The sequence below is a fragment of the Chania multitudinisentens RB-25 genome, assembly GCF_000520015.2.
In the GTDB taxonomy this organism is placed as follows: Bacteria; Pseudomonadota; Gammaproteobacteria; order Enterobacterales; family Enterobacteriaceae; genus Chania; species Chania multitudinisentens.
Genome location: NZ_CP007044.2, coordinates 3,090,017 through 3,115,910, shown reverse-complemented (window position 1 = coordinate 3,115,910; position 25,894 = coordinate 3,090,017). Strand labels below are relative to the sequence as shown.

The 25,894-nt window shown below is 49.0% G+C and carries 27 protein-coding genes, 2 tRNA genes and 1 pseudogene; 18 read left to right on the top strand and 12 right to left on the bottom strand.

Annotation, left to right across the window (positions count from 1 at the left end; translation table 11 throughout):
* Positions 1-36: 36 nt before the first annotated feature.
* The gene (locus Z042_RS13595) at positions 37-384 is read right to left on the bottom strand and encodes a hypothetical protein (protein ID WP_025297160.1); all 348 of its coding nucleotides are present in this window, start codon (positions 382-384) and stop codon (positions 37-39) included.
* Between the two features lie 149 nt (positions 385-533).
* On the opposite strand from Z042_RS13595, the gene tnpA reads away from it, so the two are divergent.
* From tnpA to tnpC, 3 genes are all read left to right on the top strand, one after another.
* A complete protein-coding gene (gene tnpA, locus Z042_RS25085; protein WP_071882818.1) occupies positions 534-836 on the top strand; it encodes an IS66 family insertion sequence element accessory protein TnpA in 303 nt (100 codons plus the stop codon).
* Positions 830-1,165, top strand: a complete 336-nt coding sequence (tnpB, locus tag Z042_RS13590; RefSeq protein ID WP_024914513.1) for an IS66 family insertion sequence element accessory protein TnpB — start codon at positions 830-832, stop codon at positions 1,163-1,165. Before tnpA ends, tnpB begins: the two co-directional genes overlap by 7 nt.
* 66 nt (positions 1,166-1,231) lie before the next feature.
* Entirely contained in the window at positions 1,232-2,764 is a 1,533-nt protein-coding gene (tnpC, locus tag Z042_RS13585; protein WP_024914512.1) for an IS66 family transposase, read from the top strand.
* Positions 2,765-2,778: 14 nt separating this feature from the next.
* Here the strand turns inward: tnpC and Z042_RS26020 are convergent, their stop codons facing one another.
* The 4 genes from Z042_RS26020 to Z042_RS13570 all read right to left on the bottom strand — a co-directional run bounded on the left by Z042_RS26020 (position 2,779) and on the right by Z042_RS13570 (position 4,254).
* The gene (locus tag Z042_RS26020) at positions 2,779-2,931 is read right to left on the bottom strand and encodes a hypothetical protein (protein WP_154666961.1); all 153 of its coding nucleotides are present in this window, start codon (positions 2,929-2,931) and stop codon (positions 2,779-2,781) included.
* Positions 2,921-3,640, bottom strand: coding sequence for a site-specific integrase (locus tag Z042_RS13580; RefSeq protein ID WP_162149752.1), 720 nt, complete (start codon positions 3,638-3,640; stop codon positions 2,921-2,923). Before Z042_RS13580 ends, Z042_RS26020 begins: the two co-directional genes overlap by 11 nt.
* Before the next feature lie 141 nt (positions 3,641-3,781).
* The gene (locus Z042_RS13575) at positions 3,782-4,081 is read right to left on the bottom strand and encodes a DUF6538 domain-containing protein (protein ID WP_024913546.1); all 300 of its coding nucleotides are present in this window, start codon (positions 4,079-4,081) and stop codon (positions 3,782-3,784) included.
* 85 nt (positions 4,082-4,166) lie between these two features.
* Positions 4,167-4,254: transfer RNA gene (locus Z042_RS13570), tRNA-Ser, on the bottom strand.
* Between the two features lie 229 nt (positions 4,255-4,483).
* On the opposite strand from Z042_RS13570, the gene yccA reads away from it, so the two are divergent.
* Positions 4,484-5,143: an FtsH protease modulator YccA gene (gene yccA, locus Z042_RS13565; RefSeq protein ID WP_024913547.1), complete on the top strand. Its 660-nt coding sequence runs from the start codon at positions 4,484-4,486 to the stop codon at positions 5,141-5,143.
* A gap of 110 nt (positions 5,144-5,253) precedes the next feature.
* Positions 5,254-5,583, top strand: a complete 330-nt coding sequence (gene tusE, locus Z042_RS13560; RefSeq protein ID WP_024913548.1) for a sulfurtransferase TusE — start codon at positions 5,254-5,256, stop codon at positions 5,581-5,583.
* Between the two features lie 9 nt (positions 5,584-5,592).
* Here the strand turns inward: tusE and yccX are convergent, their stop codons facing one another.
* Positions 5,593-5,871, bottom strand: a complete 279-nt coding sequence (yccX, locus tag Z042_RS13555) for an acylphosphatase (protein ID WP_024913549.1) — start codon at positions 5,869-5,871, stop codon at positions 5,593-5,595.
* A 425-nt stretch (positions 5,872-6,296) separates the two neighbouring features.
* On the opposite strand from yccX, the gene hspQ reads away from it, so the two are divergent.
* Positions 6,297-6,614 carry a heat shock protein HspQ gene (hspQ, locus tag Z042_RS13550; protein ID WP_024913550.1) on the top strand — a complete coding sequence of 106 codons (318 nt, stop codon included), beginning with the start codon at positions 6,297-6,299 and terminating at the stop codon, positions 6,612-6,614.
* Positions 6,615-6,677: 63 nt separating this feature from the next.
* Here hspQ and Z042_RS13545 read toward each other — a convergent pair whose 3' ends face one another.
* A complete protein-coding gene (locus tag Z042_RS13545) occupies positions 6,678-7,091 on the bottom strand; it encodes a CoA-binding protein (protein WP_024913551.1) in 414 nt (137 codons plus the stop codon).
* A gap of 220 nt (positions 7,092-7,311) precedes the next feature.
* On the opposite strand from Z042_RS13545, the gene Z042_RS13540 reads away from it, so the two are divergent.
* Together Z042_RS13540 and Z042_RS13535 are read left to right on the top strand one after the other, a co-directional pair.
* Positions 7,312-7,983 carry a DUF2057 family protein gene (locus tag Z042_RS13540; protein ID WP_024913552.1) on the top strand — a complete coding sequence of 224 codons (672 nt, stop codon included), beginning with the start codon at positions 7,312-7,314 and terminating at the stop codon, positions 7,981-7,983.
* A gap of 124 nt (positions 7,984-8,107) precedes the next feature.
* The gene (locus tag Z042_RS13535) at positions 8,108-8,566 is read left to right on the top strand and encodes a methylglyoxal synthase (protein WP_024913553.1); all 459 of its coding nucleotides are present in this window, start codon (positions 8,108-8,110) and stop codon (positions 8,564-8,566) included.
* A gap of 279 nt (positions 8,567-8,845) precedes the next feature.
* On the opposite strand, the gene helD is transcribed toward Z042_RS13535, so the two are convergent.
* Positions 8,846-10,900, bottom strand: a complete 2,055-nt coding sequence (helD, locus tag Z042_RS13530) for a DNA helicase IV (protein ID WP_024913554.1) — start codon at positions 10,898-10,900, stop codon at positions 8,846-8,848.
* A 167-nt stretch (positions 10,901-11,067) separates the two neighbouring features.
* Here helD and Z042_RS13525 point away from each other — a divergent pair, with 167 nt between their 5' ends.
* The gene (locus tag Z042_RS13525) at positions 11,068-11,520 is read left to right on the top strand and encodes a YccF domain-containing protein (protein WP_024913555.1); all 453 of its coding nucleotides are present in this window, start codon (positions 11,068-11,070) and stop codon (positions 11,518-11,520) included.
* 25 nt (positions 11,521-11,545) lie between these two features.
* On the top strand, positions 11,546-13,681 hold the full coding sequence (yccS, locus tag Z042_RS13520; protein ID WP_024913556.1) for a YccS family putative transporter: 2,136 nt from the start codon (positions 11,546-11,548) through the stop codon (positions 13,679-13,681).
* Here the strand turns inward: yccS and Z042_RS13515 are convergent.
* Positions 13,678-14,340 (bottom strand): TfoX/Sxy family DNA transformation protein, encoded by a 663-nt coding sequence (locus Z042_RS13515; RefSeq protein ID WP_024913557.1) that lies wholly within the window; start codon positions 14,338-14,340, stop codon positions 13,678-13,680. The genes yccS and Z042_RS13515 overlap by 4 nt on opposite strands.
* 373 nt (positions 14,341-14,713) lie before the next feature.
* On the opposite strand from Z042_RS13515, the gene sulA reads away from it, so the two are divergent.
* The gene (gene sulA, locus Z042_RS13510; protein WP_024913558.1) at positions 14,714-15,220 is read left to right on the top strand and encodes an SOS-induced cell division inhibitor SulA; all 507 of its coding nucleotides are present in this window, start codon (positions 14,714-14,716) and stop codon (positions 15,218-15,220) included.
* Positions 15,221-15,577: 357 nt separating this feature from the next.
* Entirely contained in the window at positions 15,578-16,660 is a 1,083-nt protein-coding gene (ompA, locus tag Z042_RS13505) for a porin OmpA (protein WP_024913559.1), read from the top strand.
* Between the two features lie 65 nt (positions 16,661-16,725).
* Here ompA and matP read toward each other — a convergent pair whose 3' ends face one another.
* Positions 16,726-17,184 carry a macrodomain Ter protein MatP gene (gene matP, locus Z042_RS13500; protein ID WP_024913560.1) on the bottom strand — a complete coding sequence of 153 codons (459 nt, stop codon included), beginning with the start codon at positions 17,182-17,184 and terminating at the stop codon, positions 16,726-16,728.
* A gap of 199 nt (positions 17,185-17,383) precedes the next feature.
* On the opposite strand from matP, the gene Z042_RS13495 reads away from it, so the two are divergent.
* The 4 genes from Z042_RS13495 (at position 17,384) to Z042_RS13480 (ending at position 21,027) form a co-directional block, all read left to right on the top strand.
* The gene (locus Z042_RS13495; protein WP_024913561.1) at positions 17,384-19,132 is read left to right on the top strand and encodes an AAA family ATPase; all 1,749 of its coding nucleotides are present in this window, start codon (positions 17,384-17,386) and stop codon (positions 19,130-19,132) included.
* A gap of 68 nt (positions 19,133-19,200) precedes the next feature.
* Positions 19,201-19,719 (top strand): bifunctional 3-hydroxydecanoyl-ACP dehydratase/trans-2-decenoyl-ACP isomerase, encoded by a 519-nt coding sequence (gene fabA, locus Z042_RS13490; protein ID WP_024913562.1) that lies wholly within the window; start codon positions 19,201-19,203, stop codon positions 19,717-19,719.
* Between the two features lie 350 nt (positions 19,720-20,069).
* Positions 20,070-20,858, top strand: coding sequence for a DgsA anti-repressor MtfA (gene mtfA / locus Z042_RS13485; protein WP_024913563.1), 789 nt, complete (start codon positions 20,070-20,072; stop codon positions 20,856-20,858).
* A gap of 93 nt (positions 20,859-20,951) precedes the next feature.
* Positions 20,952-21,027 (top strand) — tRNA-Asn (locus tag Z042_RS13480).
* Between the two features lie 217 nt (positions 21,028-21,244).
* Here Z042_RS13480 and Z042_RS13475 read toward each other — a convergent pair.
* Complete coding sequence (locus tag Z042_RS13475) at positions 21,245-21,655, bottom strand: helix-turn-helix domain-containing protein (RefSeq protein WP_024913564.1); 411 nt, start codon at positions 21,653-21,655, stop codon at positions 21,245-21,247.
* Positions 21,656-21,726: 71 nt separating this feature from the next.
* Between Z042_RS13475 and Z042_RS13470 the strand changes: the two genes are divergently transcribed.
* Positions 21,727-22,911, top strand: coding sequence for an MFS transporter (locus Z042_RS13470; RefSeq protein ID WP_024913565.1), 1,185 nt, complete (start codon positions 21,727-21,729; stop codon positions 22,909-22,911).
* 942 nt (positions 22,912-23,853) lie between these two features.
* A pseudogene (locus Z042_RS13465) lies at positions 23,854-24,801 on the top strand (aldo/keto reductase); the annotation flags it as partial.
* A 151-nt stretch (positions 24,802-24,952) separates the two neighbouring features.
* Here the strand turns inward: Z042_RS13465 and Z042_RS13460 are convergent.
* Positions 24,953-25,879 (bottom strand): DUF7916 family protein, encoded by a 927-nt coding sequence (locus tag Z042_RS13460; protein ID WP_024913567.1) that lies wholly within the window; start codon positions 25,877-25,879, stop codon positions 24,953-24,955.
* Positions 25,880-25,894 lie beyond the last annotated feature (15 nt).

The following is a 25,894-nucleotide window of genomic DNA, read 5'->3' as shown; positions in this document are numbered from 1 at the left end:
CAGAATTACGGACAGGCTCGGACAGGTTCTTGACCACTACAATTTACAGTAAGATTTGTTGACATCTGTCTTCAACTTACTCTTTAACAGATATCTAAAAGCTATATAATCTGCAACCATATCCTTAAGTTTATCTTTCTCTTCATCTTTAGGGCTCACTCTCAGATGAAATAATGATTGTAAATTTTCCCCATCCTCCTTTACTGCTTTTTTAAATCGACTAGACAAGTACTCCCTCATTTCCTTCGGCATTTCCCAGTCATTGTCTAAATAATTCACTATAACCTTAATAATATTTTCAGCCGATTCTTTCGGGATTTTGCCACCACGAATTATCTCTCTCATGGTTTCTTCCGCTTCAATCTCACTGATATTTTTGTACACAACCCCTCCATCTATAATTTTTACAGAAAAAAGCTCATTATCTAGAATACTCTCTGTTTTATTCGTAAGCGTCCGGTGATCTCATATTGCTAGCAAAACTCTGTTGCCACATGCTGCCTTCATTCAAGACAACGAATCGGAGGGGAAATATGGCAAAACGGTATTCTCACAGTGAACGGCAACAACATCTCGACACCTGGCAACAGAGCGGATTGTCTAAAAAACACTATTGCCGACAGCATGACCTGAACCCAGCCACCTTTTATTACTGGCTAAAGCATCATCGTGATGACGCTACCGTGAGCGTTCCCGCTGCCTTTATTCCTGCGCACCGAGTGATGCCCGGGAATAATGATGCTGACACGGTAACGCTCAACCTCCCCAATGGCTGTTCGGTCAGGTGTCTTCCGACGCAATTGCGGGCGGTGATGCAGGCCCTGTCCCTATGTTAACACCGCACCACATCTGGCTGGCACGGGAGCCCGTCGATATGCGCCGGGGCATTGATACCCTGACGCAATACATTACCGACCACCTGCACCAACCCTGGCAAGGGGAAGCTGCTTTTGTCTTTTGCAACAAGGCACGCTCGCGCATCAAAGTCCTGCGCTGGGACAAGCACGGCGTCTGGCTGTGTCTGCGTCGTCTTCATCAAGGCCATTTTGTCTGGCCCCGACAAGGTGATGTCGCCTGGCTGCTGTCACCCGAGCAGGTCGACTGGTTGATGAAAGGCATTGACTGGCAGCGGGTGGATGGTCTGGATTTAACCGGCTGGAAATAACGAAAAATAGTGATTAATACATTGATTATCAATGACAATATGGTGCCATGTTGATAAAGTGTTCGCATGAATATCGATGCCTTGCTGACCTCAAAAGACCCCGACGAACTGCGCACTCTGGCGTTGAAATTACTCGCAGACCTTGAACAGCAGACGCAGCGAAACCAGACACAAACGTGCTATATCCAGCAACTGGAAGACGCACTGAAAAACGCCCGTCAGTGGCGCTTCGGGCGTAAAAGCGAAGCCTTCCAGGGCGAACAGCGCGGGTTGTTCGACGAAGATATCGAGGCCGATGCCGCCGATATCGAGCAGCAACTGGCGACTCTGTTACCCGAGCCGAAAACACCCAAACCGCAGGTACCCAAGCGCCAACCTCTGCCGCGTGAACTGCCCCGGGAAGAGGTTCGTCTGGCGCCGGCGTCTGATAGCTGCCCAGACTGTGGTTACCCCCTGCGCTTCATTCGTGATGAAATCAGCGAACGGCTGGAATATGTTCCGGCTCGCTTCATCGTGCATCGCCATGTCCGCCCGCAGTTCAGTTGTGCACACTGTGAAACAGTCGTCAGCGAGCCGCTACCGGCACAGCTGATTGAAAAAGGTCTGCCCGGTCCGGGTCTGCTGGCGCAGGTGGTGTGTGCCAAAAGTCTTGACCACCTGCCGCTCTACCGTCAGCAAGTGATATATCAACGTAGCGGTGTCGACCTGCCTCGCAGTACCTTGGCGGGTTGGTTCGGTGCCGTGGGTGCTGCCCTGAAACCGTTGGCCCAGGCGCTGCATCAGGACCTGTTGCAACACCCGGTCCTGCAGGCCGACGAAACCCCGCTCTCCATCCTCGACCCCGGCAAGGGCAAAACCCAACGCGGTTATCTGTGGGCTTATATCACCGCGCTGGGGGCTGACCGGTCGATAGTGCTTTATGATTGCCAGCCGGGGCGCAGTGGTCAGTATGCCCGCGATGTGCTTGAGGGTTGGCGCGGTACCCTGGTGGTGGACGGTTATGCCGGTTACCAGGCGTTGTTCGACAGCGGCCAGGCACTTGAGGCTGGATGTTGGGCGCACGCCCGGCGCAAGTTCTTCGAACTGTTTACTGCCAACAAAAGCCCGGTGGCCAAGGTTGCGCTGGATACAATCCGTGAGCTTTATAAGCTTGAGCGTAAAATCAAACCTCGGTCGGCGTATAAGAAACGCCAATGGCGACGGCGATACGCCAAACCCCGGCTGGAGACCTTCCATCAATGGCTGTTGTTGCAACAGACACACTCGGCACCCAACTCCGGGCTGCGCAAGGCGCTGGACTATACCCTGAAACGTTGGCCTGCGTTGCTGTGTTACCTGGACGATGGCCGCGTACCCATCGACAATAATCGCACTGAAAACTGCCTCCGTCCGGTGGCCATAGGCCGCAAAAACTGGCTCTTTGCCGGGTCGTTGCGTGCTGGGCAACGGATGGCGGCTATCCTGAGTCTGCTGGAAACCGCCAAACTCAACGGTCACGACCCTTACGTCTGGTTGCGCGATGTGCTGACCCGCTTGCCGACTTGGCCCAGCAATAGGCTCAGCGAGCTATTACCCTACGCCGAAAACAGCTTCAGCTAATATCCACCAGTTTATTACACTACTTTAATAACACAACGCGAGTTCGCCGGACGCTTACTTTTATTCTCTATCTGATTTAGGTAATAGAAAAACTCATCTTCTAAACTTTCTTTATACAATTCTTCTCTATCCCATACTAAATCATGTATATAGTCTTCATCGTCCATAAAAGCCCATTCCAGAAAAATTCAAACGTTCCACCGCCTCAACAAGCGGCCCCAGCGGGTAATTTAAACCACCGTAGTTACGAGAAACAGAGCTTGAAGAATGGCCGATAAGGGAATCATGTACAGCCTCATCGATACCGGCCAATCGGCACATGTCCTTGAACGTGTGACGGAACGAATGGAACACCATCCGTTTATCGGTAACGCCACAGACATTACGAAGGTAGCGACCAAACCACTTTGACCAGTTACCTGTCAGGGTGCCGAATACGTCAGCTTTTAGCTGGTAGAAGATACGATCACCCTTCTGCTTATTGGCAAAATCGATGAAACCGAGCTTGATCAGTTCTGGATGTAACGGTATCCGGCGGCGGCTACCTGCATTCTTGAGATGCTGCCCCTCCTGCCGGTCATTTATTTCTATCACCCAAGCAGTTCCACCCTGATAGCTCTCCTGATGAACGTCAGACGGGTGTAGCTGGCCGATCTCTTCCAAACGGGCACCGGTATAGAGTGCTAACAGTGGCAGCCTGTAGGATGCCTCTCCAGCCCCTGCCTTCGGTCTATCGCCGTTGAACACCGGGGAGGTGAAGACTTTTTTGAGTGACGCCTCGTCAAACGGTAGCTGCTTCTCTTTGGCCCTCTTATCTTCTTTCAGGCTGAGTCCCTCTACCGAGTTACGTTCCAGCAGGTCATTATCAATCGCCAAGGTAAACAGGCTGCTCAACGAGGCCAAGTAGCTGTTTACCGTTCCGATACTTAAATCCTGCTCCTTCAGAGCGTCCCTGAAAGCCCTGCATTCCGTTCTACCGATGACGGATACATGCTCTTTGCCAACGATAGCGGCGAATCACTCCAGTGCCCTCAGGTAAAGGTTACGTGTTTTCGGGGCTTTTTCACCGCTGGATAGCCACTGCTGGTAGAGATCTGTGAGTTTTGGCCCCGTGGCCTGGATAGCCTCACCTTGCAGACAAGCAAATTCGTTGTCCCAGCGGCAACCTTCCAACCAGGCCAACCTTTCTGCTTCGGAGCGATTAGACGTACCTAGAGCCTTGACGATTTCGGCACGTTGGAAATGGGGGATTAACGCTAAAGGAATGCGACGACGGAAGTAGTAGTGTGAGCCGCGTTTTGTCAGATGAGTACACATACGAAAAATCCCCTGTGTTACACCTGTGTGTAACAACAGAGGATTTCAAGATAAAAACCGTTATAAAACAGTCTTTAAGAATGAATGGCGGAGGAGCAGAGATTCGAACTCTGGAACGGTTGCCCGTCGACGGTTTTCAAGACCGTTGCCTTCAGCCACTCGGCCACCCCTCCGTAATGGAGCGAACTATAAACATAGCCGATCTGCTTGTAAAGCCAGGAATCACTCAATCGAACGAAAAACAAACGCCCAGTCACTGTATGCTGAATAAACCATCAATTGACCCTTTACAACAGCCGTAGTAATCACCCACCGTAAAGATGAGTAAACAACCTTTAATCAAACGTTTACTCTGCTTATTATCGTGATCATTTTTGTGATGACCTGATAAGAGAGATCATTATGGACCGCATTGTCGTCTCATCCTCCTCGCATGATTCGTTGTTAAGTACGCACAAAGTACTGCGCAACACTTATTTTCTATTGTCTCTAACGCTGGCTTTTTCCGCATTGACGGCAACCGCCAGCACCATGCTGGGCTTACCTGCTCCTGGGTTGCTATTAATGTTGGTCGGTTTTTATGGCTTGATGTTCCTGACCCACAAACTGGCAAATAGCCCGGCAGGTATTCTTGCTGCTTTCGCATTCACTGGTTTTATGGGCTATGCCCTTGGCCCAATCCTGAGTTCTTTCCTTAATGCAGGTGCTGGCGATCTGATCATGCTGGCACTAGGTGGCACCGCAGCGGTGTTTTTCTGCTGTTCAGCCTATGTTCTGACAACCCGCAAAGATATGTCATTCCTTTCTGGCATGTTGATGGCCGGTTTCGTGGTGCTGTTAGTCGCCGTTATTGCCAATCTGTTCCTACAGATCCCTGCTCTGCACCTGGCTATTAGCGCACTGTTCATCCTGTTTTCTGCGGGTGCCATGTTGTGGGAAACCAGCAACATCATCCACGGTGGGGAGACAAACTACATCCGTGCAACCGTTAGCCTGTATGTATCGCTATACAACATGTTTATCAGCCTGTTAAGCATTCTGGGTTTTGCTCGCAGTAACTGATATACCGTTTAGCTCACTTCCAAGCCCTGCGTCAGCAGGGCTTTATTTTTGCCAAGACAAAAATTTGCTAGACTTGATACCCGCTATAAATAATCCATTACCGAGGCAATATGTTGGAGTTTGAAGGCCAGGTCATTGAAACTGACGCACAGGGCTACTTGAAAAACAGTGCCGACTGGCAAGCAGGGTTAGCGGCATTGCTGGCAGAACAAGAAGATATCGTGCTTACTGAAGCACACTGGGAAGTCGTGCTTTTTGTTCGCCATTTCTACCAAGAATTTAATACTTCACCTGCGATACGTATGCTGGTAAAAGCCATGGCGCAAAAATACGGCGAAGAAAAAGGCAACAGCCGTTATCTTTATCGTTTGTTCCCGAAAGGCCCAGCAAAACAGGCGACAAAAATTGCTGGCCTACCAAAACCGGTCAAATGCATCTGACGGCGGCTTCTAGTAGCGGATGCTGAATCCTTTGTAATCCGTCACGCCTTGCGGTTCCACCAGCACTCGTTCAACGCGGGCACCACGTGGGCCACCGCTTTTCAGCCATTCTACCAGGTGCTCAACACTCTGCGGCTCACCGCAAGCGACAACCTCTACGCTCCCATCGTCCAGATTACGGGCGTAACCGATCAACCCTAATGCGGTTGCTTTATGCTGTGTGTTATAGCGAAACCCCACGCCTTGCACCACACCATACACATATGCAGCAATACAAACTTGTGTCATGATCGGCTCCTTATCGATGTATCTTCAGATAATTTCCACGCAGTTATTGTACGTAAAGCGCTCAATTTGGCCATCCCCTTCATGCTGTTGTCAAAATATGTTGAAAACAACCGTTTTTCACCAGCAGCTACTAAAATATCAATATGTTAGCGCCGCATTTATTGAGCCAAGACGATATTTTAATCCGTTTCTCTTATGCTTACCGCTGCCAATCTATTTTTCCAAAAAATGTTGACTGATACCGTTGTAATTCCCTGGCGTGATATACAATTTATAGAACAGTGCCGACAAGCTGCCGCCTACCCTCCTACGTGATTTACCCAGAATGGGAGGTTAAAAAGATTTTCGTGTCGGGTGATATAACTTGAAATACGCTGCTTTGCCCCCATATAGGAAAGTAAAGCACTGTTTCTCAGGAGGTCATCATGATTGCCAGCAAATTCGGTATCGGACAACAGGTTCGTCATAAGCTGTTGGGATATTTGGGTGTCGTTATAGATATCGATCCCGAGTATTCTTTGGAACAGCCCAAAGCTGACGAGATCGCAGCAAACGATGAGCTGCGCCTTGCCCCTTGGTATCACGTAGTGATGGAAGATGAAGAAGGTCAACCAGTTCATACCTATCTGGCCGAAGTGCAATTGGCAGGTGAAGAACAGGATGCCCACCCGGAACAACCATCACTTGATGAATTGGCCGAATCCATCCGCCATCAGTTACAAGCGCCACGCTTGCGCAACTAAGCGTTAAGGCCTGAGAAACTTGCATTGGGGCTTAGCAAACGCTAAGCCCTAACTTTTGCTTCTTCAACGTTCAAGCCCCAGACGCGGGATCTCTATTTTTGGGCAACGATCCATGATCACTTTTATCCCCGCATCTCCAGCCAACACCGCAGCTTGTTCGTTGATCACCCCTATCTGCAACCAGAGTACTTTGGTACCGATAGCAATCGCTTCCTGTGCTACTCCATAGGCAGCTTCAGCATTGCGGAAAACATCGACCATATCGACAGGATAAGGAATATCTTCCAGTTTGGCGTAAACCTTTTGCCCGAGCAGCGTTTGCCCTGCCAGTTTCGGGCTGACGGGGGTCACCTGATACCCTTGCGCCTGCAAGTAAGCCATAACGCCGTGGCTGGGCCGGCCAGGATTGTCACTGGCGCCAACCAATGCAATGGTTTTTACGCGCTTTAATACCTCTGCAATATCTTGATCTTGCATCATCTTCTCCTAATATTTTGTTGGGAATATGCCAGTTTCATTAAGCATTTTTTTGTAACTCACCTAAGCTTCAACCCACGATTGCAATATGGTCGGTATTTTTATTTCAAAATATTTATAAAGGTGTACAAATGTAAATTAATGCGTAATATTGAAAAACGCTAACCTAACCTGACCGTACTCAACGCCTATAACCATGCCCCAGAAGAAGGAAACAACAATGAAATTTGGTCTGGTGGTTGCGGGGCTACTCTGTTTCTCAATGAGTGTATCGGCCACCGCTACGACTCTGAAACTTTCCCCAGACATCGATTTGCTGGCAGTCGATGGTAAGAGAATGACAGGTTCGTTGTTGAAAGGTGCAGATAGCCTGGAACTGGATAACGGGCAGCATCAATTATTGTTCCAAGTGACTAAAACCATGCGCAAAAATGCACAAATCCAAGTGCTGTATACCTCTTCCCCCTTGATTGCGGTCTTCAATAGTCACAATATCAGTGCCGTAAGTATTGAACTCCCCAATATCGACAATGAACGCGAAAGCAGGCATTTTGAAACTACATTGAATTATAGAATTATTGATAAGAACGGCAAAGTTCTCCCGGTAAAACGCGATGTGTTACCGTTACATACGCTGCCAACAGACGTGAGTCTGGAAAAAGTCCTGGCTGATTATAATGGCAAAGGCCACCCAGCGTCTGTGCCAGCCTTGGCACATCTGCGGGCTACCACCATCGCCGACCCACTGCGCACCAATAAGGCAAATCAGAAAGTGATTACCCTGAAAGAGGGAACCGTATCAGAGCAGATGCTGCAATATTGGTTCCTGCAAGCAGATAAAGAAACACAAAAACGTTTCATTGGCTGGGCCAATCAACACCCTCTCCACTAAGGGCCATTCACGTCTTTACCGTTCAAAGGCGTGTTTTCTTCGCATTTTCTGGTGTTAACGCTAGGCAGTGAAAAACTGTTTCAGTAATCTGTTGTAAATCATTTGATTTGCCAAGGATACTGATATGGAACAAACCACCCGCACTATCGCCGCACGTAAGCATATAGCGCTAGTTGCGCACGATCACCGTAAACAAGCTTTGCTGAAATGGGTTGAAGACCACAAGGCAACGCTTGCACAACATCAACTGTATGCCACAGGCACTACCGGTAATCTGATTCAGCGCGCCAGCGGTATTCCGGTGCAAAGCATGCTAAGCGGCCCAATGGGGGGCGATCAACAGGTCGGCGCACTCATCTCCGAAGGCAAGATCGATATGCTGATCTTTTTCTGGGACCCTCTCAACGCTGTACCACACGACCCCGATGTAAAAGCCCTACTGCGCCTGGCGACTGTTTGGAATATCCCTGTGGCAACCAACCGTTCCACCGCAGATTTCCTGATAGATTCTTCGTTATTCAAACGTGAAGTTGAAATCACCATCCCCGACTATCAAAAATATCTCGAAGAACGCCTGAAATAGCCATTGAAGCCTAAGCGGTGTCCCTTAATTGACCGTGATACCGTCGCAGACCCAAAAGCCCTGCATCAAGGCGGGGGACTGAGCTGGCCGATGTTCAAACCCGGCAACGCAGAGGGTGAGTTTGAGACGCGCCCCTGCGGTTGGGGCCATTTGAGCGCACTGCTGCGTTATCCGCCGCTTAGTTCCTCACGGCTTGTGTCTGACCCCGCACTCAAATGACCACCAGCGGCGCTCACGTGCAATTAAGGGACACAGCCTAACATCGCCAAAACCCCCGTTTTAGGGTTTTTTCTGTGACGGCACACCAAGATCCTGCAACTGTTCAACGAATATCGATGGCGATTCACGATCCTGTAAGAGCCAAACCTGGTGTTTGGCACGCGTGAGCGCGACATACAGCAACCGCCGTTCCTCAGCGTCTGGAAAATCTTCCGGCGGCGGTAATAGCACGTCTTCAAGCACCGACTCACGGGCGATCGCTGGGAATCCATCATTGCCATCGTGCAACCCGGCAATAATCACATAGTCTGCCTGCTGCCCCTTGCTGGCATGTATGGTCATAAACTCAATATTCAGCTTCGGCCAACGCGTTGCCGCCTTTGACAACGCACTCGGCTTCAAGTGGTGGTAACGCGCCAGCACCAAAATACGTTCTTCTGGTTGCGCGTAACCACTTATTTTATCCAGCAATGCTTCCAACTGTTCCTGTGGCAAAATAACAACCGACTTTTTATGGCCTTTCGTTAAGCTGTTTAGCGGTTTTTTCAGTTGATGTGGATTCTGCTGAATAAAACTGTTCGCCACTTCTCCAATACGATCATTGAAACGGTAGGTGGTATCCAATGCACATTGCGCACCCTCACCAAAATTTGCTGCAAATGCGGTTGTCAACGCCAGCTCTGCACCACTAAAGCGGTAAATAGCCTGCCAATCATCACCAACAGCGAACAGGCAGCTCTGTTTATTCTGCCTGCGCAGTGCCGCCAGTAATTGTGCACGCTGTGGCGAGATATCCTGGAACTCATCCACCAGAATATGTTTCCACGGGCTGATAAAACGCCCTTTATCCAGAAGGTTGACTGCCTGATGAATCAATCCGGCAAAATCTACCGCCCCTTCTTCCTTTAACGCGGCTTTCCAGGCTTTCAGCAACGGTGCCATTAATCGGACGCGCTTAGCGAACAAATCGCGAACCTCTTCATCGGCCAGTTCGATCATAGCCGCCTGACTGCCGCCATAGGTGCGCATCAAACCCAGCCAACGCTCAAGACGCCCGGCCAAACGTTCCGCCAGATGTTTGTTATGCCAGAAATCCCCGTCGGGAACTTCCCATTCCAACTCTTCACTCAACCATTGGCGCCAACCCTTGGCCTGCGCTTTTTTCTCGCTACATTGTTGCTGCCAATGGTTGATCAACAGCGCTCGCCGTGCTTTGCTGTCTGTTTCCAACTGACTGATAACAGGCTCCTTGCGGCCCCCTTCCTGAATCACCTGTAATGCCAACGCGTGGAATGTCTTAGCCTGAATGGCTACCTTTCCTAAACGTTCCTGAATGCGTTCATTCATTTCTGCCGCTGCGTTACGGCCAAAGGCCAGCAACAGGATCTGCCCAGGTTCAGCCTCTTGGCGGCGCAGCAACCACCCAGCCCGTGCGACCAATACCGACGTTTTACCGCTCCCCGCTCCCGCCAGCACCAACACTGTCTCCTCACCGTTTACCACCGCCCGGCTTTGCGAAGTATTCAATGGAGAAGCTTCGATATTTTGGAAAAAATCATGATAACTTTCCAGCATACGCTCAACCCACTGCTGGTTACGCTGTGCGACGCTGCGTTGCCCGTGTTGTAACCATTGCAGGCATAAATGGTAATCCTCTCGGCAATGCTCAAACTCATTCAGCCGCGCAACAGGCAGCGGCAATGCCCCGAAAGCCTGGTGGATTTGTTGTTGCAGTTGGCTCAGGTCAGAACGTTTAAACCATTTATCCTGGCCTTCAATCACACGAATATGCGCAACCTGCTCTTGCAATACCCCCGCGCTGACCTCACTCATTTCAGCGCTCCACTGTTGCCAGGATTGCAGCAGATAATGGTAAAAACGCTGTGTTTCCTGCCATTCAGTACCATGCAGGCGAACAACTTTTTCATCAGGCAGTTCGAACTCCAGCTCCCCCCAGACGATACCCCGTTTACAGCGAACCTGGATTAACTGATTGAAAGGGATTAGGTATTCATGCTTCTCACCACTCACCTTAACACCGGCATGCAACAGCCGCACGCGATTGTAAGGATGCTGCGCCAGGTGTTTACCCAGGGATGTCGCTTTAAGTTCCATATGCCCGCGCTATAACTCTGTTGAGATTAATATCGCCAGTTTACCTGCGATGGTCAGTAACACTCTAGCGCTGAATCTACCCGTTCTACAGCATTGCCGGTTTTTGCGTTATGATGGTAAACGCATCCGCCCTGCGGCTTATCCAACATTAGAGCAGAATGACGCCTATGCGTACTGTATTGAATGTTCTGAATTTCGTGTTAGGTGGTTTCTTTACCACCCTCGCTTGGCTGATTGCCACGTTTTTCAGCATAGTGCTGATTTTCACCCTGCCACTGACTCGTTCCTGCTGGGAAATCACCAAATTATCTTTCCTCCCGTTCGGTAATGAAGCCATTCATGTCGATGAGTTAAACCCAGACAAAAGCAACGCGTTGCTTTCCGCCAGCGGCTCATTACTGAATATCGTCTGGCTGATACTGTTTGGCTGGTGGTTATGCCTGTCACACATCGCTGCCGGCATTGCACAATGTATTACTATTATTGGTATCCCGGTTGGCATTACTAATTTCAAGATTGCAGCCATCGCACTGTGGCCGATTGGGCAACGCGTGGTTTCTGTTGAAATGGCACAATTGGCACGGGCAGAAAATGCCCGGCGACAGTACCAAAGGCATTAATTCTTCTCCGATTAAGGAGTTTTTTGTGCTCTCTTTTGCACTGGCAATTCGGCGTTATACCTATAACAGTAACCTGCTTTACAACCTGCGGATCTTTATTGCGCTGGCGGGGGCTTCAGCCATGCCTTGGTGGTTGGGGGTGCCAACACTGACCATCCCGTTAACACTTGGCGTTGTTGCCGCTGCGTTAACTGATTTGGACGACAGGCTGGCCGGCAGGTTACGCAATTTATTGATTACGTTGGTTTGCTTTTTTCTTGCTTCAGCCTCAATTGAATTACTTTTCCCTTACCCTTGGCTCTTTGCCTTCGGGCTGACCACCTCAACCTGTACATTTATTCTGCTGGGTGCATTAGGGCAACGTTATGCCACTATCGCTTTTGGTGCATTGCTGATTGCTGTCTACACCATGCTTGGCACCTCAATGTATACCACTTGGTATCAGCAGCCCACGCTGCTGATTATCGGCGCTATCTGGTACAACCTACTGACGCTGATCGGTCATTTGCTTTTTCCTATCAAGCCATTACAGGAAAATCTTGCCCGCTGCTACGAGCAATTGGCACACTATCTGGATGCCAAAGCCATGTTGTTTGATCCCGATGCCGAACACAACGCAGATTTCCCCTGGATGGATGTGGCGATGGCTAACAGCACGCTGGTTGCTACCCTCAACCAAACCAAAACTTCTTTGCTCACTCGCCTAAAAGGCGATCGCGGGCAGCGTGGCACCCGCAGGACTCTGCACTATTATTTCGTGGCGCAGGATATCCATGAACGTGCCAGTTCATCTCATGTGCAATATCAAGCACTCAGCGAGCAATTCCGCCACAGCGATATACTGTTCCGTTTTCAGCGCCTGCTGACCATGCAGGCACGTGCCTGCCAACAGTTGGCTCAATCGATCCTGTTACGCCAGAAATATCTTCATAATTCACGTTTTGAGCTGGCATTTACTCGAATAGATGAAACGTTAGCCCAGACGATAACCACAGCGGAAAACCGCGAGCTAACCCAAGCACTGTCACATCTGTTAAAGAATCTGCGGGCGATTGATGCGCAGCTAGCCAACATTGAGTCAGAACAGGCTCTGGCTGATAACCAGACGGAAGAAAACAACCTGGCGGATGATCGGCTTACCGGCTGGAGTGATATTCGTTTGCGTATCAGCCGCCACCTGACGCCACAATCTGCCTTGTTTCGACATGCCGTTCGCATGTCGGCTGTGTTATGTGCAGGTTACGCCTTTATCCAGATTACCAACATGCAACACGGTTACTGGATACTGCTGACCAGCCTGTTCGTCTGCCAACCAAATTACAACGCCACCCGCCGACGCCTGGCACTGCGCATCATTGGGACTCTGGCCGGTATTCTGCTTGGCCTGCCGATCCTGTATTTTGTACCTTCCCTTGAAGGGCAGATGATCCTGATCGTTATTTCTGGTGTTTTGTTCTTCGCCTTCCGTACCGTGCAATATGCTCACGCCACCATGTTTATCACCTTGCTGGTTCTGCTATGTTTTAATCTGCTTGGAGAAGGGTTCGAAGTCGCTGCACCACGTGTTTACGATACCCTGATGGGTTGTGCTATTGCCTGGGCCGCGGTGAGTTTCATCTGGCCAGACTGGAAATTTCGCCAATTACCTGCCGTTGTACGCAAAACGCTTAATGCCAATTGTCGCTATCTGGACGCTATTCTGGTGCAGTATCACCAAGGCAAGGATAACAGTTTGCCTTATCGTACCGCTCGCCGAGATGCACATAACAACGATGCCGAGCTGGCTTCGGTAATTTCCAATATGTCTGCGGACCCCAAAACAAACAAAGCTATTCAGGATGCTGCTTTCCGTTTCTTATGCCTCAATCACACATTACTGAGTTACATTTCAGCGCTAGGTGCTCACCGCAAGCGCCTGAATAACTCCGCCGTTCTGGACTTGCTGAATGATGCAGTCTGCTATGTTGATGGCGCATTACACCACGATGCAGAAGATCATCAACGTATCACGCAAGCTCTGGAAGCACTTTCCATACGTATTAGGCTGTTAACTCCAGAACCTGAAAACGAAGAACAACTGGTGTTGCAACAAATTGGTTTAGTGCTTGAGTTGCTACCTGAACTGACGGTACTTAACGCACAAATCGGTAAAACAGGTTAGTCGTTCAGAGATCGGGGGCTGAATCTTTTCGCTGAGCGCGGTTCAAGACAAGGAAGCGCCATGGTTTCTTCGAACCATTCCGTCAACTCTTCCTTCTGTACTATAGGCAACGCAGCATAGTGATATCCCGCGATTGCTCCTGCTAGTGAGATTAGAACCTTCATGCTAAGGCCTTGTTGTTGTTGCAACAGTCTGAGATAACAACGTTTCGCCCCCAGCAAACGCAATTCATAAATGTTTTGTATGCCGGCTCGCCACAGCAAACGCTCCATTGTCACATCAATGTTTGGCAAATCTTTCAACCTGCACTCGCTATGGGTTTTCATCGTTATTTCTTTACGTGTTTCACACACTGCCTGCCAGGCAAGTACAAACAATTCCCGCTTCTCTTGCCAGAGAGCTTCATCCACCCAGTAATAGCGCATGGTCATTGGTGTGCCGCGCTTTAAATAGGTCATATTCACCATTCCGCGGCCGCGGAATGCCGGTTCCAAGCTTTCGGTAGCTCGTAAATACAATTCCCCTTCAGCAATTACGGCAAACATAGTGCCGTCAGCCAACAAGCCATATCCTCCAAATTGCGAGCGTGTTGTAATTTTCCCCAATGCAGCAAAGCAGACTTTTGCCTGTGCGATCCTTCCTGCGGATCTGCCTTTCATTAAGACCTCCTTGAGTGAGTGATGGCCTATACCCAGCGTCTTTCGCAATGCCAGTAGCTGGCTGTCTTCGTGACTCGCTCCTTCAAGCCCGTTGCCGACAACGTTCAAATTGGTTCCTGACCCGCTTTGTCGTCCAGTTGCGCTTACCTACATTTTGAAATCTATTTGGGTATAATCATTTGTTACATCAATAAACGTAACGGGAACAACTAATTAGAGAAAATACGCATTATCCCCTTCGGTGCCAATCACAAAATCAAGGCGTATAAAAAAGAATCGCAAATATGCGATGCATCACGAAAATTTGAGTTGATCTTCTATTTGGATAGTTATACTGTATATACATACAGTAACACTACGGGCGGGAGACTTCATGCGTACTCAATCACTCTATCAACCCCATTTTAGCCATACCTCTTTGGCAACTAACGAAGCGATAGAAACATCTCGCAGCGCTAAGGGAAGTGGCCTCATCAGTGAACTTGTTTACAACGAACACCAGCCCGCCATTATTCAGCTGTTGGTGCCATTGTTGCAGCAACTAGGGATGCAGTCGCGCTGGCTGCTGTGGTTGAGCCCGCACCAAAAACTCAACAAACAGTGGCTATTACAAGCCCAACTGCCCGTCAATAAAGTGATACAACTGAGCCAAATCAACCCGATAAACAGCGTTGAGGCCATGGAAAAAGCGTTGCTTACCGGCAATTACAGTGCAGTGCTTGGATGGTTACCCGATCTCACAGAGGAAGATCGCTTGAAATTGAGCCAGGCAGCAGAATTAGGTAACGCCTATGGGTTTATTATGCGCCCACAACGGGACATAGAGGCCACCCAAAGACACTGTTCCATGCTAAAAATTCACTCTTCTTTGTATCATTAAGTAAATTTAGGAGTTTTCCCAACCTTTTCTGCTCTTGGAGAACGAACCCCCAGGGGGCCATGAACAAAGCAAGGTTGGCTGCGGTTTCATATCGATAATTACTCAAAATGAGCTATGTTTTTCGCTATAACATGTTAGCGAATATGTCTAATTCCATGTTTTTTTTTAGAGCTTTATCACATCACACTTGTAACTTTCGCGCCACGTTGTAGACTTTACAGCGCTAAGGTTGCTCTATAACGTCAGAAAAACTGGCAGAGTCACAAATGAGGGCACAAACTTTGGCGAAGGAATTTAAACCAAGGGCTTAAACAGCTTTAAGGCTCATTGCCTATTTGGATGATAACGAGGCGCAAAATGAAAAAGACAGCTATCGCATTAGCAGTGGCACTGGCAGGTTTCGCTACCCTAGCGCAAGCCGCCCCAAAAGATAACACTTGGTATACTGGCGCAAAATTGGGTTGGTCCAAGTATTATGACACCGGGTTCGACGGTAATGGCTTTGGCAGCAATATCGGTAACGGTCCTACCCACAGAACTCAGTTAGGTACTGGTGCGTTTGTAGGTTATCAAGCGAATCAATACCTGGGCTTTGAAATGGGATATGACTGGCTCGGTCGTATACCTTACAAAGGCGACGTTAATAACGGTGCTTTCAAAGCTCAAGGCGTTCAGTTGGCAACTAGACTGAGCTATCCAATTGCTGACGATCTGGACATTTATACCCGTCTGGGTGGTATGGTTTGGCGTGCTGACTCCAAAGCTAACTACAACAATGGGTTAGATGGCCGTCGGAGTGAGCATGATACCGGTGTTTCTCCTTTGGCAGCTATAGGTCTTGAATATGCAGTAACTCCAAACTGGGCTACCCGTCTGGATTACCAATGGACCAACAATATCGGCGATAAAGGCACCGTTGGTGCTCGCCCAGATAACGCTATGCTGAGCGTTGGTGTTTCTTACCGCTTTGGTCAGGATGAAGTTGCTGCTCCAGTCATCGCACCAGCTCCAGCCCCAGCTCCAGTTGTTGAAACCAAGAAATTCACCCTGTCTTCTGGTGTTCTGTTCAACTTCGGTAAATCAACGCTGAAACCTGAAGGTCAGCAAGCTCTGGATGAACTGTACAGCCAACTGAGCTCACTGGATCCAAAAGACGGTTCTGTTGTTGTTGTAGGTTTCACTGATGCTGTAGGTTCTGCTGAATCTAACATGCGTTTGTCTGAGCAACGTGCACAAAGCGTTGTAGATTACCTGGTTTCTAAAGGTATTCCTTCAGACAAAATCACCGCACGTGGCATGGGTAAAGCTAACCCAGTTACCGGTGATACCTGTGGTTACCGTTCTGGCCGTGCAACCCCTGCACAGATCGCCTGTCTGGCTCCAGATCGTCGCGTAGAGATCGAAGTTACAGGCATCAAAGAAGTTGTAGCTCAGCAGTAATTTTGCATAAAAAAACCCCGCTTATGCGGGGTTTTTTATTGATACTTTTCCAAATACAAAACATTCTAGTCAGTATCTTTGCCTAAAATGGCTTGCAGATCTTGTTTCAGCGATGACATCTGGCTGGCATATATTTCCTTTCGCTCTGCATCCTCAATTAACTGAACCACAGTTTCTGACAGCGTTACTCCACGCCTGCGAGCCAGAGCAGCCAAACGTTGCCAGACTAAAAACTCCAGATCGATAGATTTTTTGCGCGTATGTTGATGTTCTGAATTAAAATGGCGCTTACGTCGGGCACGGATCGTCTGTTTCATCCGGTTATCCAACGCCGGATTCATGTGCGCATTGATCCACACTAATACTTTTACCGGCTCGTTTTCCAGTTTCAACAGCTCGTCAATCGCTTCTTGAGCAACGCTGGTTTCAATATGATGGGTGATCAATTCACCTTCTCGATGCTTCTTGACCAGATATTTCCATTTCCAACCGCTTTCCAGATTTTCCAGTTGCTGATATTTCATCATAAACTCTTCTGTGACCGCGTAACTTAGTTAAGCATAACAGCTTTGCCCAGATTTTCCCCAGCAATTAAAATCTCTTTTAGACTGTTTTTTGCACAGTCGCCGTGTGATATCAAACTCCCAGGCATCAGCTTGTATCAAGCTGACGTTATTCTTGTATAATCAGCCTTTCTCTTTTTTAATGACTGCATCTAACACTTTGACCAATAACCGACTTGAATGGCAATCTCTGTTGCCTGCTGCGGCGCCTTATCAGGCGATATTTGACTCTGCCGCTCAATTGGCCCCTATCGCCTTTTCTGCAATCCAGCCTCGTTTGGATAATGCGTTGATGCTATTTCTGCATCCATTATCTCAACCGCGTTTTATGTTACTGAAAGCGCAAGAAACTCGTGAATACCTCGCGTTAATTGCCCGAGCCGCAGAGCCGTTGCAACCACAAAATACCGCCAAAGGCAGCCATTATGTGGTTGAGAACAACAGAATCAGCGTGGAAACAGCTGTCCGCGGTGATGAACCCTTTGCCGCTGGTGGAGCCTGTGTTTATCAGGAATGGGTCGAACCCGAACAATTGTTTGGTTGCGTTAGAGTATACAATGGTGAAATCACCTTGCAGCCAGGGCTGATTCATCAGGCCAATGGCGGTGTGCTAATTCTGCCGGCTCGTTCACTGTTAGCACAACCCTTACTGTGGCTCCGCTTGAAACAGATGATCACCCAACGCCAATTCCAATGGTTTACCCCGGATGAGACACGGCCATTGCCGCTTACCATCCCACCCATGCCACTCGAATTACGTTTGATCGTTGTTGGCGACCGCCATACCCTTGCGGATTTCCATGATATTGAACCCGAATTGAGTGAGCTGGCCATCTACGGTGAATATGAAGGCGACCTTCAACTCACTGAAGAGGGTGACATGACTCAGTGGTGCAGCTATATCAACGCGGTTATAGCTGAACAACAATTGCCACCATTGGCAGCCGACGCTTGGCAACCGCTGATGATTCAAGCCGTGCGTTATACCGGTGATCAAGGCAATCTGCCACTGTCACCGCTGTGGGCCAGCCAGCAGCTCTCTGAGGCAGCACTGTATACCGAAGAAGAGAGAATCACCGCCAAAGCGCTGGAGGCAGCACTAAATGCCCGTGAATGGCGTGAAAGTTATCTCGCAGAACGAATGCAGGATGAGATCGAACTTGGCCAGATCCTGATCGAAACAGAAGGCGATGTCATTGGTCAGATCAACGGGTTATCAGTCCTGGATTATCCAGGCCATCCACGCAGTTTTGGCGAACCCTCACGTATCAGTTGCGTGGTACATCTTGGTGATGGTGAATTCACCGACGTTGAGCGTAAAGCTGAGCTTGGAGGCAATCTGCATGCCAAAGGCATGATGATTATGCAGGCTTTTCTGATCTCTGAGTTGGAGCTTGATCAACAACTGCCCTTTTCTGCCTCCATTGTCTTCGAACAATCTTATGGCGAAGTGGATGGTGACAGCGCTTCATTAGCCGAACTTTGTGCATTGATCAGTGCACTATCGCAGCAACCTATCACTCAGCAGATCGCCGTAACGGGTTCTGTCGATCAATTTGGCAATGTGCAACCTATCGGCGGAGTAAACGAAAAGATAGAAGGTTTCTTCGAAGTTTGCCTGCGCCGGGGTTTAACAGGCAAACAAGGTGTCATTCTGCCCGCCAGCAACGTGCGTAACCTTTGCCTGCGCCAGGATGTGGTAGATGCCGTGCGTGAAGGGCAATTTCATTTGTGGGCAGTGGACAGCGTTGCAGAAGCCCTGCCATTATTAACGGGATACCCATACTCCGATGCACAGCAGCCCAGTTTATTGGCTGCCATTCAGGAGCGAATTGCGCAAGTGAACCCACAAGAACGCCGCCAGTGGCCATGGCCATTACGCTGGCTCAACTGGTTCAACCACGGCTGATCGGACTTGTTCAGCGTACACGTGTTAGCTAATCTGCTCCCTTCATTAAAATAAGGTTTACTGAGAACATGGTAGATAAACGCGAATCCTATACAAAAGAAGACCTCGAAGCATCTGGCCGTGGCGAACTGTTTGGCGCTGGTGGCCCACCGTTGCCAGCAGGTAATATGTTGATGATGGACCGCGTGGTCAAAATGACCGAAGACGGTGGCAGCCACAATAAGGGCTATGTAGAAGCTGAACTCGACATCCATCCAGACCTGTGGTTTTTTGGGTGCCACTTTATCGGTGATCCCGTCATGCCGGGTTGCTTGGGTCTTGACGCCATGTGGCAACTGGTTGGTTTCTACCTTGGCTGGTTGGGCGGCGAAGGTAAAGGCCGCGCATTGGGTGTTGGTGAAGTAAAATTCACAGGCCAAGTATTACCCACCGCTAAAAAAGTCACTTACCGGATCAACTTCAAACGAGTCATCACCCGCAAACTGATTATGGGTGTTGCTGATGGTGAAGTTCTGGTTGATGGTGAAGTGATTTATACCGCCAGCGATCTGAAAGTGGGCCTTTTCAAAGGTAGCACTGCTTTTTAACTAAATTTCGTATCATATTGAAAATAAAGGCGACTATAATATTTATGTCGCCTTTTTTATTTTAAGATTACCCATGCTGGCTGTCTTTCCCTAATCACAAAAATGGAGTTACCAAGGAGGACAAACGGCGGTAATATTCTATGTGGGCGTTAGATCACAGACAAAAGATTACGTAACTGTTTGAATAATCGTATAGAGATGAAAAATCCGAATTCGTGAAATAGCTTATCTTCTCATTCTTATACATACGGTTTGATTTGCCCTCATCTCACCATGCAATGCTTACCACAACACTATTTTTGCAGAGTCAATCTCTACCCAAAATACCAGTGACTTTTATGAGCGACGCTATGATTAAATGGCCATGGAAAACGCATCAACCACAAGTGGAAATACTTACTCAGTGGCAGGAAGCACTGGATATTCCTCTGCTCTCTCCTTTGAATGAAGACGAGCAACGGCGTTTAGTGATAACCGCCAGCCAGATCTTGCAAAGTAAACGTATAGTGCCATTACAAGGGCTTGAATTAACTTTTTTAATGCAGGCGCGTATCGCTTTGCTCTTTGCTTTGCCCGTGATGGAACTGGGAGCCGAGCATCTGGATGGGTTTAATGAAATTCTGCTCTATCCTACCCCCTTTGTCGTAGAGGATGAATGGCAGGACGACATTGGTCTGGTACATTCCGGGCCAGTGGTACAATCAGGCCAGAGTTGGGAACAAGGGCCAATTGTTCTGAACTGGCTAGATGTGCAAGACTCTTTCGATCTCTCCGGTTTCAATCTCGTTATTCATGAGGCAGTACATAAGTTGGATATGCGCAATGGCGGTACCACCACCGGCGTCCCTTCCATTCCTTTGCGTGATATTACTGCTTGGGAATATGATTTACATGCAGCAATGGCAAATTTACAAGATGAGATAGATATGGTTGGCGAAGAAGCAGCCAGTATGGATGCTTATGCTGCCAGCGATCCGGCAGAATGTTTTGCTGTGCTTTCTGAATATTTTTTCAGTGCCCCAGAGTTATTGGCAAATCGTTTTCCTATGTTGTATGACCATTTTTGCCGTTTCTATAAACAAAACCCGCTGGCACGCTTACAGCGTGGATATACCTGCAATGATGCGCTCTCCCACTAAGCTTGCTCAGATGATGAGCAGTTGTTCTGCCACCACCAATTTAGCGTTGACACATTCTAAGCGGCTGGATATGATGCGCCCCGTTCACACGATTCCTCTGTAGTTCAGTCGGTAGAACGGCGGACTGTTAATCCGTATGTCACTGGTTCGAGTCCAGTCAGAGGAGCCAATTTCTTGTTTTCATGCTGCTTTTCGAATCTTTATGTGATGCTGATTCAATAAGTTAGCGTGAAAAATCTTCCCAATGCATATCTGGTTTTTTACGTATCCGGCGAAATTTGGGTCATTTCAGTTCGATAATAGAATGACCACCACATGTCCCCAGAGATAAATAGGTAACCAGGCTCTGCACCGCTCCTCGCTATTGGCGTCTTTTTCCTATTTTCTTATTTTGCTTTACTCCTTTTACGGCGGCTTACCGTCAAAATTAAACGCCGGAATGTTGGGCACTCAAGGTGTGATGGTGCTGGGCAATCAGCAACATGGCGCAGAGCGTTTTTCAAAACCGTGAGATTGCGGATCTGGCGTTCCAACTCATCTGCTTTGGCATGTAGGCTTGCGCGCGGCAAATCCGGCAACCCATCCTTTCCAAACATACTGGAAATTTCAACCAGCGAAAAACCTGCGGACTTACCGAGTGCAATTAATGAAAGCCGTAACAAGACGTCCATCTTGAATTGCCGCCGCAGCCCATGCCGCCCGATAGAGGCGATCAAGCCAATTTCTTCGTAATAGCGCAGCGTTGAAGGCGATACGCCGGATTGTTGCACCACCTCACCAATATCCAAGATTTTCATGCTTGACCTCAAGTTGACTTGAGCTTGTACGATGACTCAACACACCAATTCTTGCAAGAGGAAAACCGATCATGGAACAAGCCCCTGCTCACCCCCAAAAAGCTGTCTGGCGAGATCAAAGGGCCATCGCTCTTTTGATGGCGGCAAGTTTAACCGTTATGGCGAATGCAACAATCAGTCCCGCTCTGGCAGGGCTTGAGGCCGCCTTTTCAGGCAATCCCAATGCGGGAATGCTGACACGCCTTCTGGTACCGGCCCCCTCTCTAAGCATTGTTCTATGTGCTCCATTTGCAGGCATTTTCGCCGATCGTTTTGGGCGACGCGGGATGTTGTTAGTCGGCGTGCTCCTGTTCATCATCACCGGCAGTGCTGGCCTCTATCTCCCAAGCCTGCCTGCAATTTTTGCCAGTCGCCTGGCTCTTGGAGTGGCCGTAGCGCTTATCATGACATCGGGAACGGCTCTGATTGGTGATTACTTCACTGGCGACCAGCGCAATGACTTGGTAGGGCTACAGGTATCGGCACGGAATTTCGGCGGTTTTCTGTTTATCTCTCTGGCCGGATACATGGCGGCGATCTCACCGCGGTTGCCATTCGCTATCTATGGCCTGGCGGTCTTTTTTCTGCCACTCATGTGGGTAGCCATCACCGAACCTGACAGACCAGCTTCACGCGCCAGGATGCCAGGAAACCATGGGCATCCTGCCTGGAAACCCCTTATTTTTACTCTGGCAATACTGCAAATGATGACGAATATGATCTTCTTCGTCATGCCGACACAACTCCCCTTTTTCTTCAATGCACAAGGCTACAACAGCGCCATGATGACCGGTTCCACCCTGGGCGTCTTGACGTTGGCAGGGGGTTGCGCAGCTTTACTCTATGCACGGATAAAACGCACAATCGGTTTTTTGGGCAATTACACCTTGGGCTACGCCATGATGGCCTTCGGATTTACTCTCATCAACTCTGGGGTAAAACCCTGGGTAATCTTTATCGGCGCCGCAGCCATCGGTGCAGGTTACGCCACGGTCTCGCCGAATTTCGTCGCTATTGCGCTCAACCTTGTTCCAGAACAACACAGAGGCTTAACGGGAGGAATTTTGACCACATCAATATTTACCGGTCAATTCCTTTCCCCTCTACTCAGCATCCCGCTAATTTCTATATTCGGATATGATGAAACCTTTTATGGCATCTCACTGCTTCTTGGTGCAATGGCTTTAGCAGCAGGTATCACCAGGAGGAAATATTAACAGGATGTTTATTACCAATTCAGCGCGTTATTATGGCTAAGAATTTTTTTACTGCCCGTTTGGCTGGTATCAACAATAGGCGTTCATTGCTGTTCTTACGATAAATATTACTGGTAAGAAAAGGAAAATATCCCGCCAGAGTGCTCACCCCGATATGCCATTTATTACCTGCATGCATGCAAGATGAGGGTGCCCCATTTGGGAACCCTCTCATTAAAATGGCAGCATGAGGTAACTCAGCCAAGTACCACCGGAAACCCTCTATCCCCACACAATCACGTTACGGAAAGCCGATAGATTCGGCAATTCTACCGGAAAAAAACGCCCATTCCTCTGCCAGAGGCAGGCTACTCAATTAAAGTATTAATGAATCATACTCATAGCGTTATACACTATTACCCCACTAGTTAAACCTGATGGTGGCCGCTATATTGCTCTACGAAAGGTAGGGATACTCATAGAATATAAACCTTCTACCATCACTCTCAATTAAATACCTCTTACCAACATTAGAATTATTGTAATTTATTATTAGTATATAAAAAACGTCTCATCAGGTTCAATAATAGAAGTCTATATATCAGCAATGTTATCACCATAATGGGTGCGGGTTTTATTTGGCTATCAGTCTATTGAGCGGATATTAATAGTCTTTCTTAATTTAACCATCATTTGAAAAACCGTTTATACACCTCAGCTTTACCATCATGACAAGCCATAGGTTGCAGGAAATGCAATCGGCTAAACAACGTCAATAAGATTAACTTTTATTTCAACAGGAGTTTCTCCATGAAAAACATCCCACTCAACCGGCGTGGTTTTTTAAAAGCCTCCGTACAGGCTGGAGCCGGATTAGCAACATTTTCATTGTTCGGCCTGCAAGCCAGTTCGGCGGCGTTGGGCAGCCGTTCGAACCTATTCGATTCAGCCGCCGCTGAGCGAATTCAACACCGCCGCATCGGTCAATTGAGTGTGTATCCCGTCGGCTTAGGCTGTATGAATGCGGCCTGGGGCTTCAATAAACCGATGGCCATGGCTGATGCCGTACAGCTGTTTCGCGGTGCAGCTGATGCAGGGCAAAATTTCTTCGATACCGCCGAAGCCTACGGTGCCTGGCTGAGCGAAGAAATGGTGGGCAATGCCTTGCAGCCAATTCGCAAAGATGTGGTCATTGCCACAAAATTCGGTTTCAAAATTAATGAACAGGGCGATATTACAGGGTTGGATAGCACCCCTGCCAATATCCGCCTTGCCGTAGAAGGCAGCCTGAAACGCCTCAAAACCGACTATATCGATTTGCTTTACCAACACCGCGTTGATCCTAACGTACCAATTGAAGATGTGGCCGGTACCGTGCAGGATTTAATCCGCGAAGGCAAAGTGCGCGAATTCGGCTTATCCGAAGCGGGTGGTGCCACCATCCGTCGCGCCCATGCCGTGCAACCCGTAGCTGCTTTGCAAAACGAATATTCAGTATGGACGCGCGATCCAGAAGAAGAAGTGATGGCCATATGCGCAGAACTGGGCATCGCACTGGTTCCCTGGTCTCCTTTGGGCAAAGGTTTTTTAACAGGAACCGTGCCAACCGATGCCGTATTTGCCGATACTGACCGCCGCAGCACCATGCCGCGCTTTACCCACGAAGCCATGCGCCACAACCGGGCTTTGGTGGATGTGCTGGATAACGTGGCTGCCCGCCACAATGCCAAAACCGGCCAAGTCGCCTTGGCGTGGCTGCTAGCACAAAAACCGTACATTATTCCGATCCCCGGCACCACCAATCCGCAACACCAATTGGAAAACATGCAAGCAGCCACCATCAAACTAACCACGGCTGATTTGCAGGAAATTGAGCAAGGTTATCTGGCAACCCATGTTGTTGGCCTGCGCGGAGCCAAAGGAGTGATGGACTTGCTGGACACAGGGGCTCGAGCTGGCACCAGTTCTAAAGGCGGACACGGCATTTCGCCTTTACCTAAACGCTAATTCCAGGTGGTTGAAGGACACAGCCTAGGGCGGCCTAGGCTGTGCAATTGCAACCTCAGCGATTAACTGAACGGGCTATACGGCTGTAGGTATGCCGAATACCGCGGATCGCCACGCTGTAAGCCATAATATTTTCTGGCAACGCCATACCGGTATAACCCGCATCACCGATATGATGTAGGTCAGTACCAGCCATTTTGCACATCAGCGCAATCTGGCGAATAGTTTCAACGCTTGCCCCTTCTTGCGAAGTGCCAATGGCCGTCATGGTCATCGCACCCTGCCTATGAGCATGGTCTATCAGTTGTTCAATATATTCCTGAGTAATACCAGGCACTGTTCCTGGTGCAGGCAGCAGGACAATATCTGCGCCTTGGGCAACAAAAGTGCTCACATCTTCCTGGGTAATAATTTTTCCCCCTGCCCGTGTCAAAATGCCCGCCGCATGCATTTTCCCAGCAATAATCACTAGGCTGTCGCCTGCTGCCTGACGGATTTCCTGCAAACAATGGCCAATGGTTTCATTGCTGATGCCGTTGCCGGGATTGCCGGTCAGCACCACAAATTTCGCCCCCATAGCCACCAGCTTTTTGGCATTTTCCGCCGTGGCTAAACGACCTTTGGTCGCCGCCCAGAATTCACCATGAGTATCTTTGAAGTTCGGGTCCACCGCTTCCAGGTTGACACCGACAACTCTGCCCGTCAGGCGCTGTAACTCACGCAAGCTATTTTCCGGCACAATGCCTGCTGGCAGCCCCTGGAGCCGCGGTTTATCGACATCAAAAAGATTTAGCAGCAGCAGGTCAGCTCCCTGGCTAGCGGCCAGTTCAGCATTAGTGATATCCATCAGCATCGGCTGCACTGCGCCGATCGTCTCGCTTACCAAGATCCGCCCTTCGCTGGCTTGCAGGGATTCGAGCAAACCCTGCCGATCGATAGCTGCCAACTCCGACGCACAACAATCAAGATAACGCTTATGCATGCTAAATCTCCTTAG

Excerpts from the sequence above, each read along its gene's own strand:
- tnpB (WP_024914513.1), top strand. The coding sequence starts at position 830 with ATGTTAACACCGCACCACATCTGGCTGGCACGGGAGCCCGTCGATATG.
- tnpC (WP_024914512.1), top strand. The coding sequence starts at position 1,232 with ATGAATATCGATGCCTTGCTGACCTCAAAAGACCCCGACGAACTGCGC.
- ompA (WP_024913559.1), top strand. The coding sequence starts at position 15,578 with ATGAAAAAGACAGCTATCGCATTAGCAGTGGCACTGGCAGGTTTCGCT.
- fabA (WP_024913562.1), top strand. The coding sequence starts at position 19,201 with ATGGTAGATAAACGCGAATCCTATACAAAAGAAGACCTCGAAGCATCT.
- hspQ (WP_024913550.1), top strand. The coding sequence starts at position 6,297 with ATGATTGCCAGCAAATTCGGTATCGGACAACAGGTTCGTCATAAGCTG.
- tnpA (WP_071882818.1), top strand. The coding sequence starts at position 534 with ATGGCAAAACGGTATTCTCACAGTGAACGGCAACAACATCTCGACACC.
- Z042_RS13460 (WP_024913567.1), bottom strand. The coding sequence starts at position 25,879 with ATGCATAAGCGTTATCTTGATTGTTGTGCGTCGGAGTTGGCAGCTATC.
- Z042_RS13470 (WP_024913565.1), top strand. The coding sequence starts at position 21,727 with ATGGAACAAGCCCCTGCTCACCCCCAAAAAGCTGTCTGGCGAGATCAA.
- yccX (WP_024913549.1), bottom strand. The coding sequence starts at position 5,871 with ATGACACAAGTTTGTATTGCTGCATATGTGTATGGTGTGGTGCAAGGC.
- Z042_RS13515 (WP_024913557.1), bottom strand. The coding sequence starts at position 14,340 with ATGAAAGGCAGATCCGCAGGAAGGATCGCACAGGCAAAAGTCTGCTTT.
- Z042_RS13525 (WP_024913555.1), top strand. The coding sequence starts at position 11,068 with ATGCGTACTGTATTGAATGTTCTGAATTTCGTGTTAGGTGGTTTCTTT.
- yccA (WP_024913547.1), top strand. The coding sequence starts at position 4,484 with ATGGACCGCATTGTCGTCTCATCCTCCTCGCATGATTCGTTGTTAAGT.
- Z042_RS13535 (WP_024913553.1), top strand. The coding sequence starts at position 8,108 with ATGGAACAAACCACCCGCACTATCGCCGCACGTAAGCATATAGCGCTA.
- Z042_RS13545 (WP_024913551.1), bottom strand. The coding sequence starts at position 7,091 with ATGCAAGATCAAGATATTGCAGAGGTATTAAAGCGCGTAAAAACCATT.
- tusE (WP_024913548.1), top strand. The coding sequence starts at position 5,254 with ATGTTGGAGTTTGAAGGCCAGGTCATTGAAACTGACGCACAGGGCTAC.
- Z042_RS26020 (WP_154666961.1), bottom strand. The coding sequence starts at position 2,931 with ATGGACGATGAAGACTATATACATGATTTAGTATGGGATAGAGAAGAA.
- sulA (WP_024913558.1), top strand. The coding sequence starts at position 14,714 with ATGCGTACTCAATCACTCTATCAACCCCATTTTAGCCATACCTCTTTG.
- matP (WP_024913560.1), bottom strand. The coding sequence starts at position 17,184 with ATGAAATATCAGCAACTGGAAAATCTGGAAAGCGGTTGGAAATGGAAA.
- Z042_RS13575 (WP_024913546.1), bottom strand. The coding sequence starts at position 4,081 with ATGTGTACTCATCTGACAAAACGCGGCTCACACTACTACTTCCGTCGT.
- mtfA (WP_024913563.1), top strand. The coding sequence starts at position 20,070 with ATGATTAAATGGCCATGGAAAACGCATCAACCACAAGTGGAAATACTT.
- Z042_RS13540 (WP_024913552.1), top strand. The coding sequence starts at position 7,312 with ATGAAATTTGGTCTGGTGGTTGCGGGGCTACTCTGTTTCTCAATGAGT.
- Z042_RS13475 (WP_024913564.1), bottom strand. The coding sequence starts at position 21,655 with ATGAAAATCTTGGATATTGGTGAGGTGGTGCAACAATCCGGCGTATCG.
- helD (WP_024913554.1), bottom strand. The coding sequence starts at position 10,900 with ATGGAACTTAAAGCGACATCCCTGGGTAAACACCTGGCGCAGCATCCT.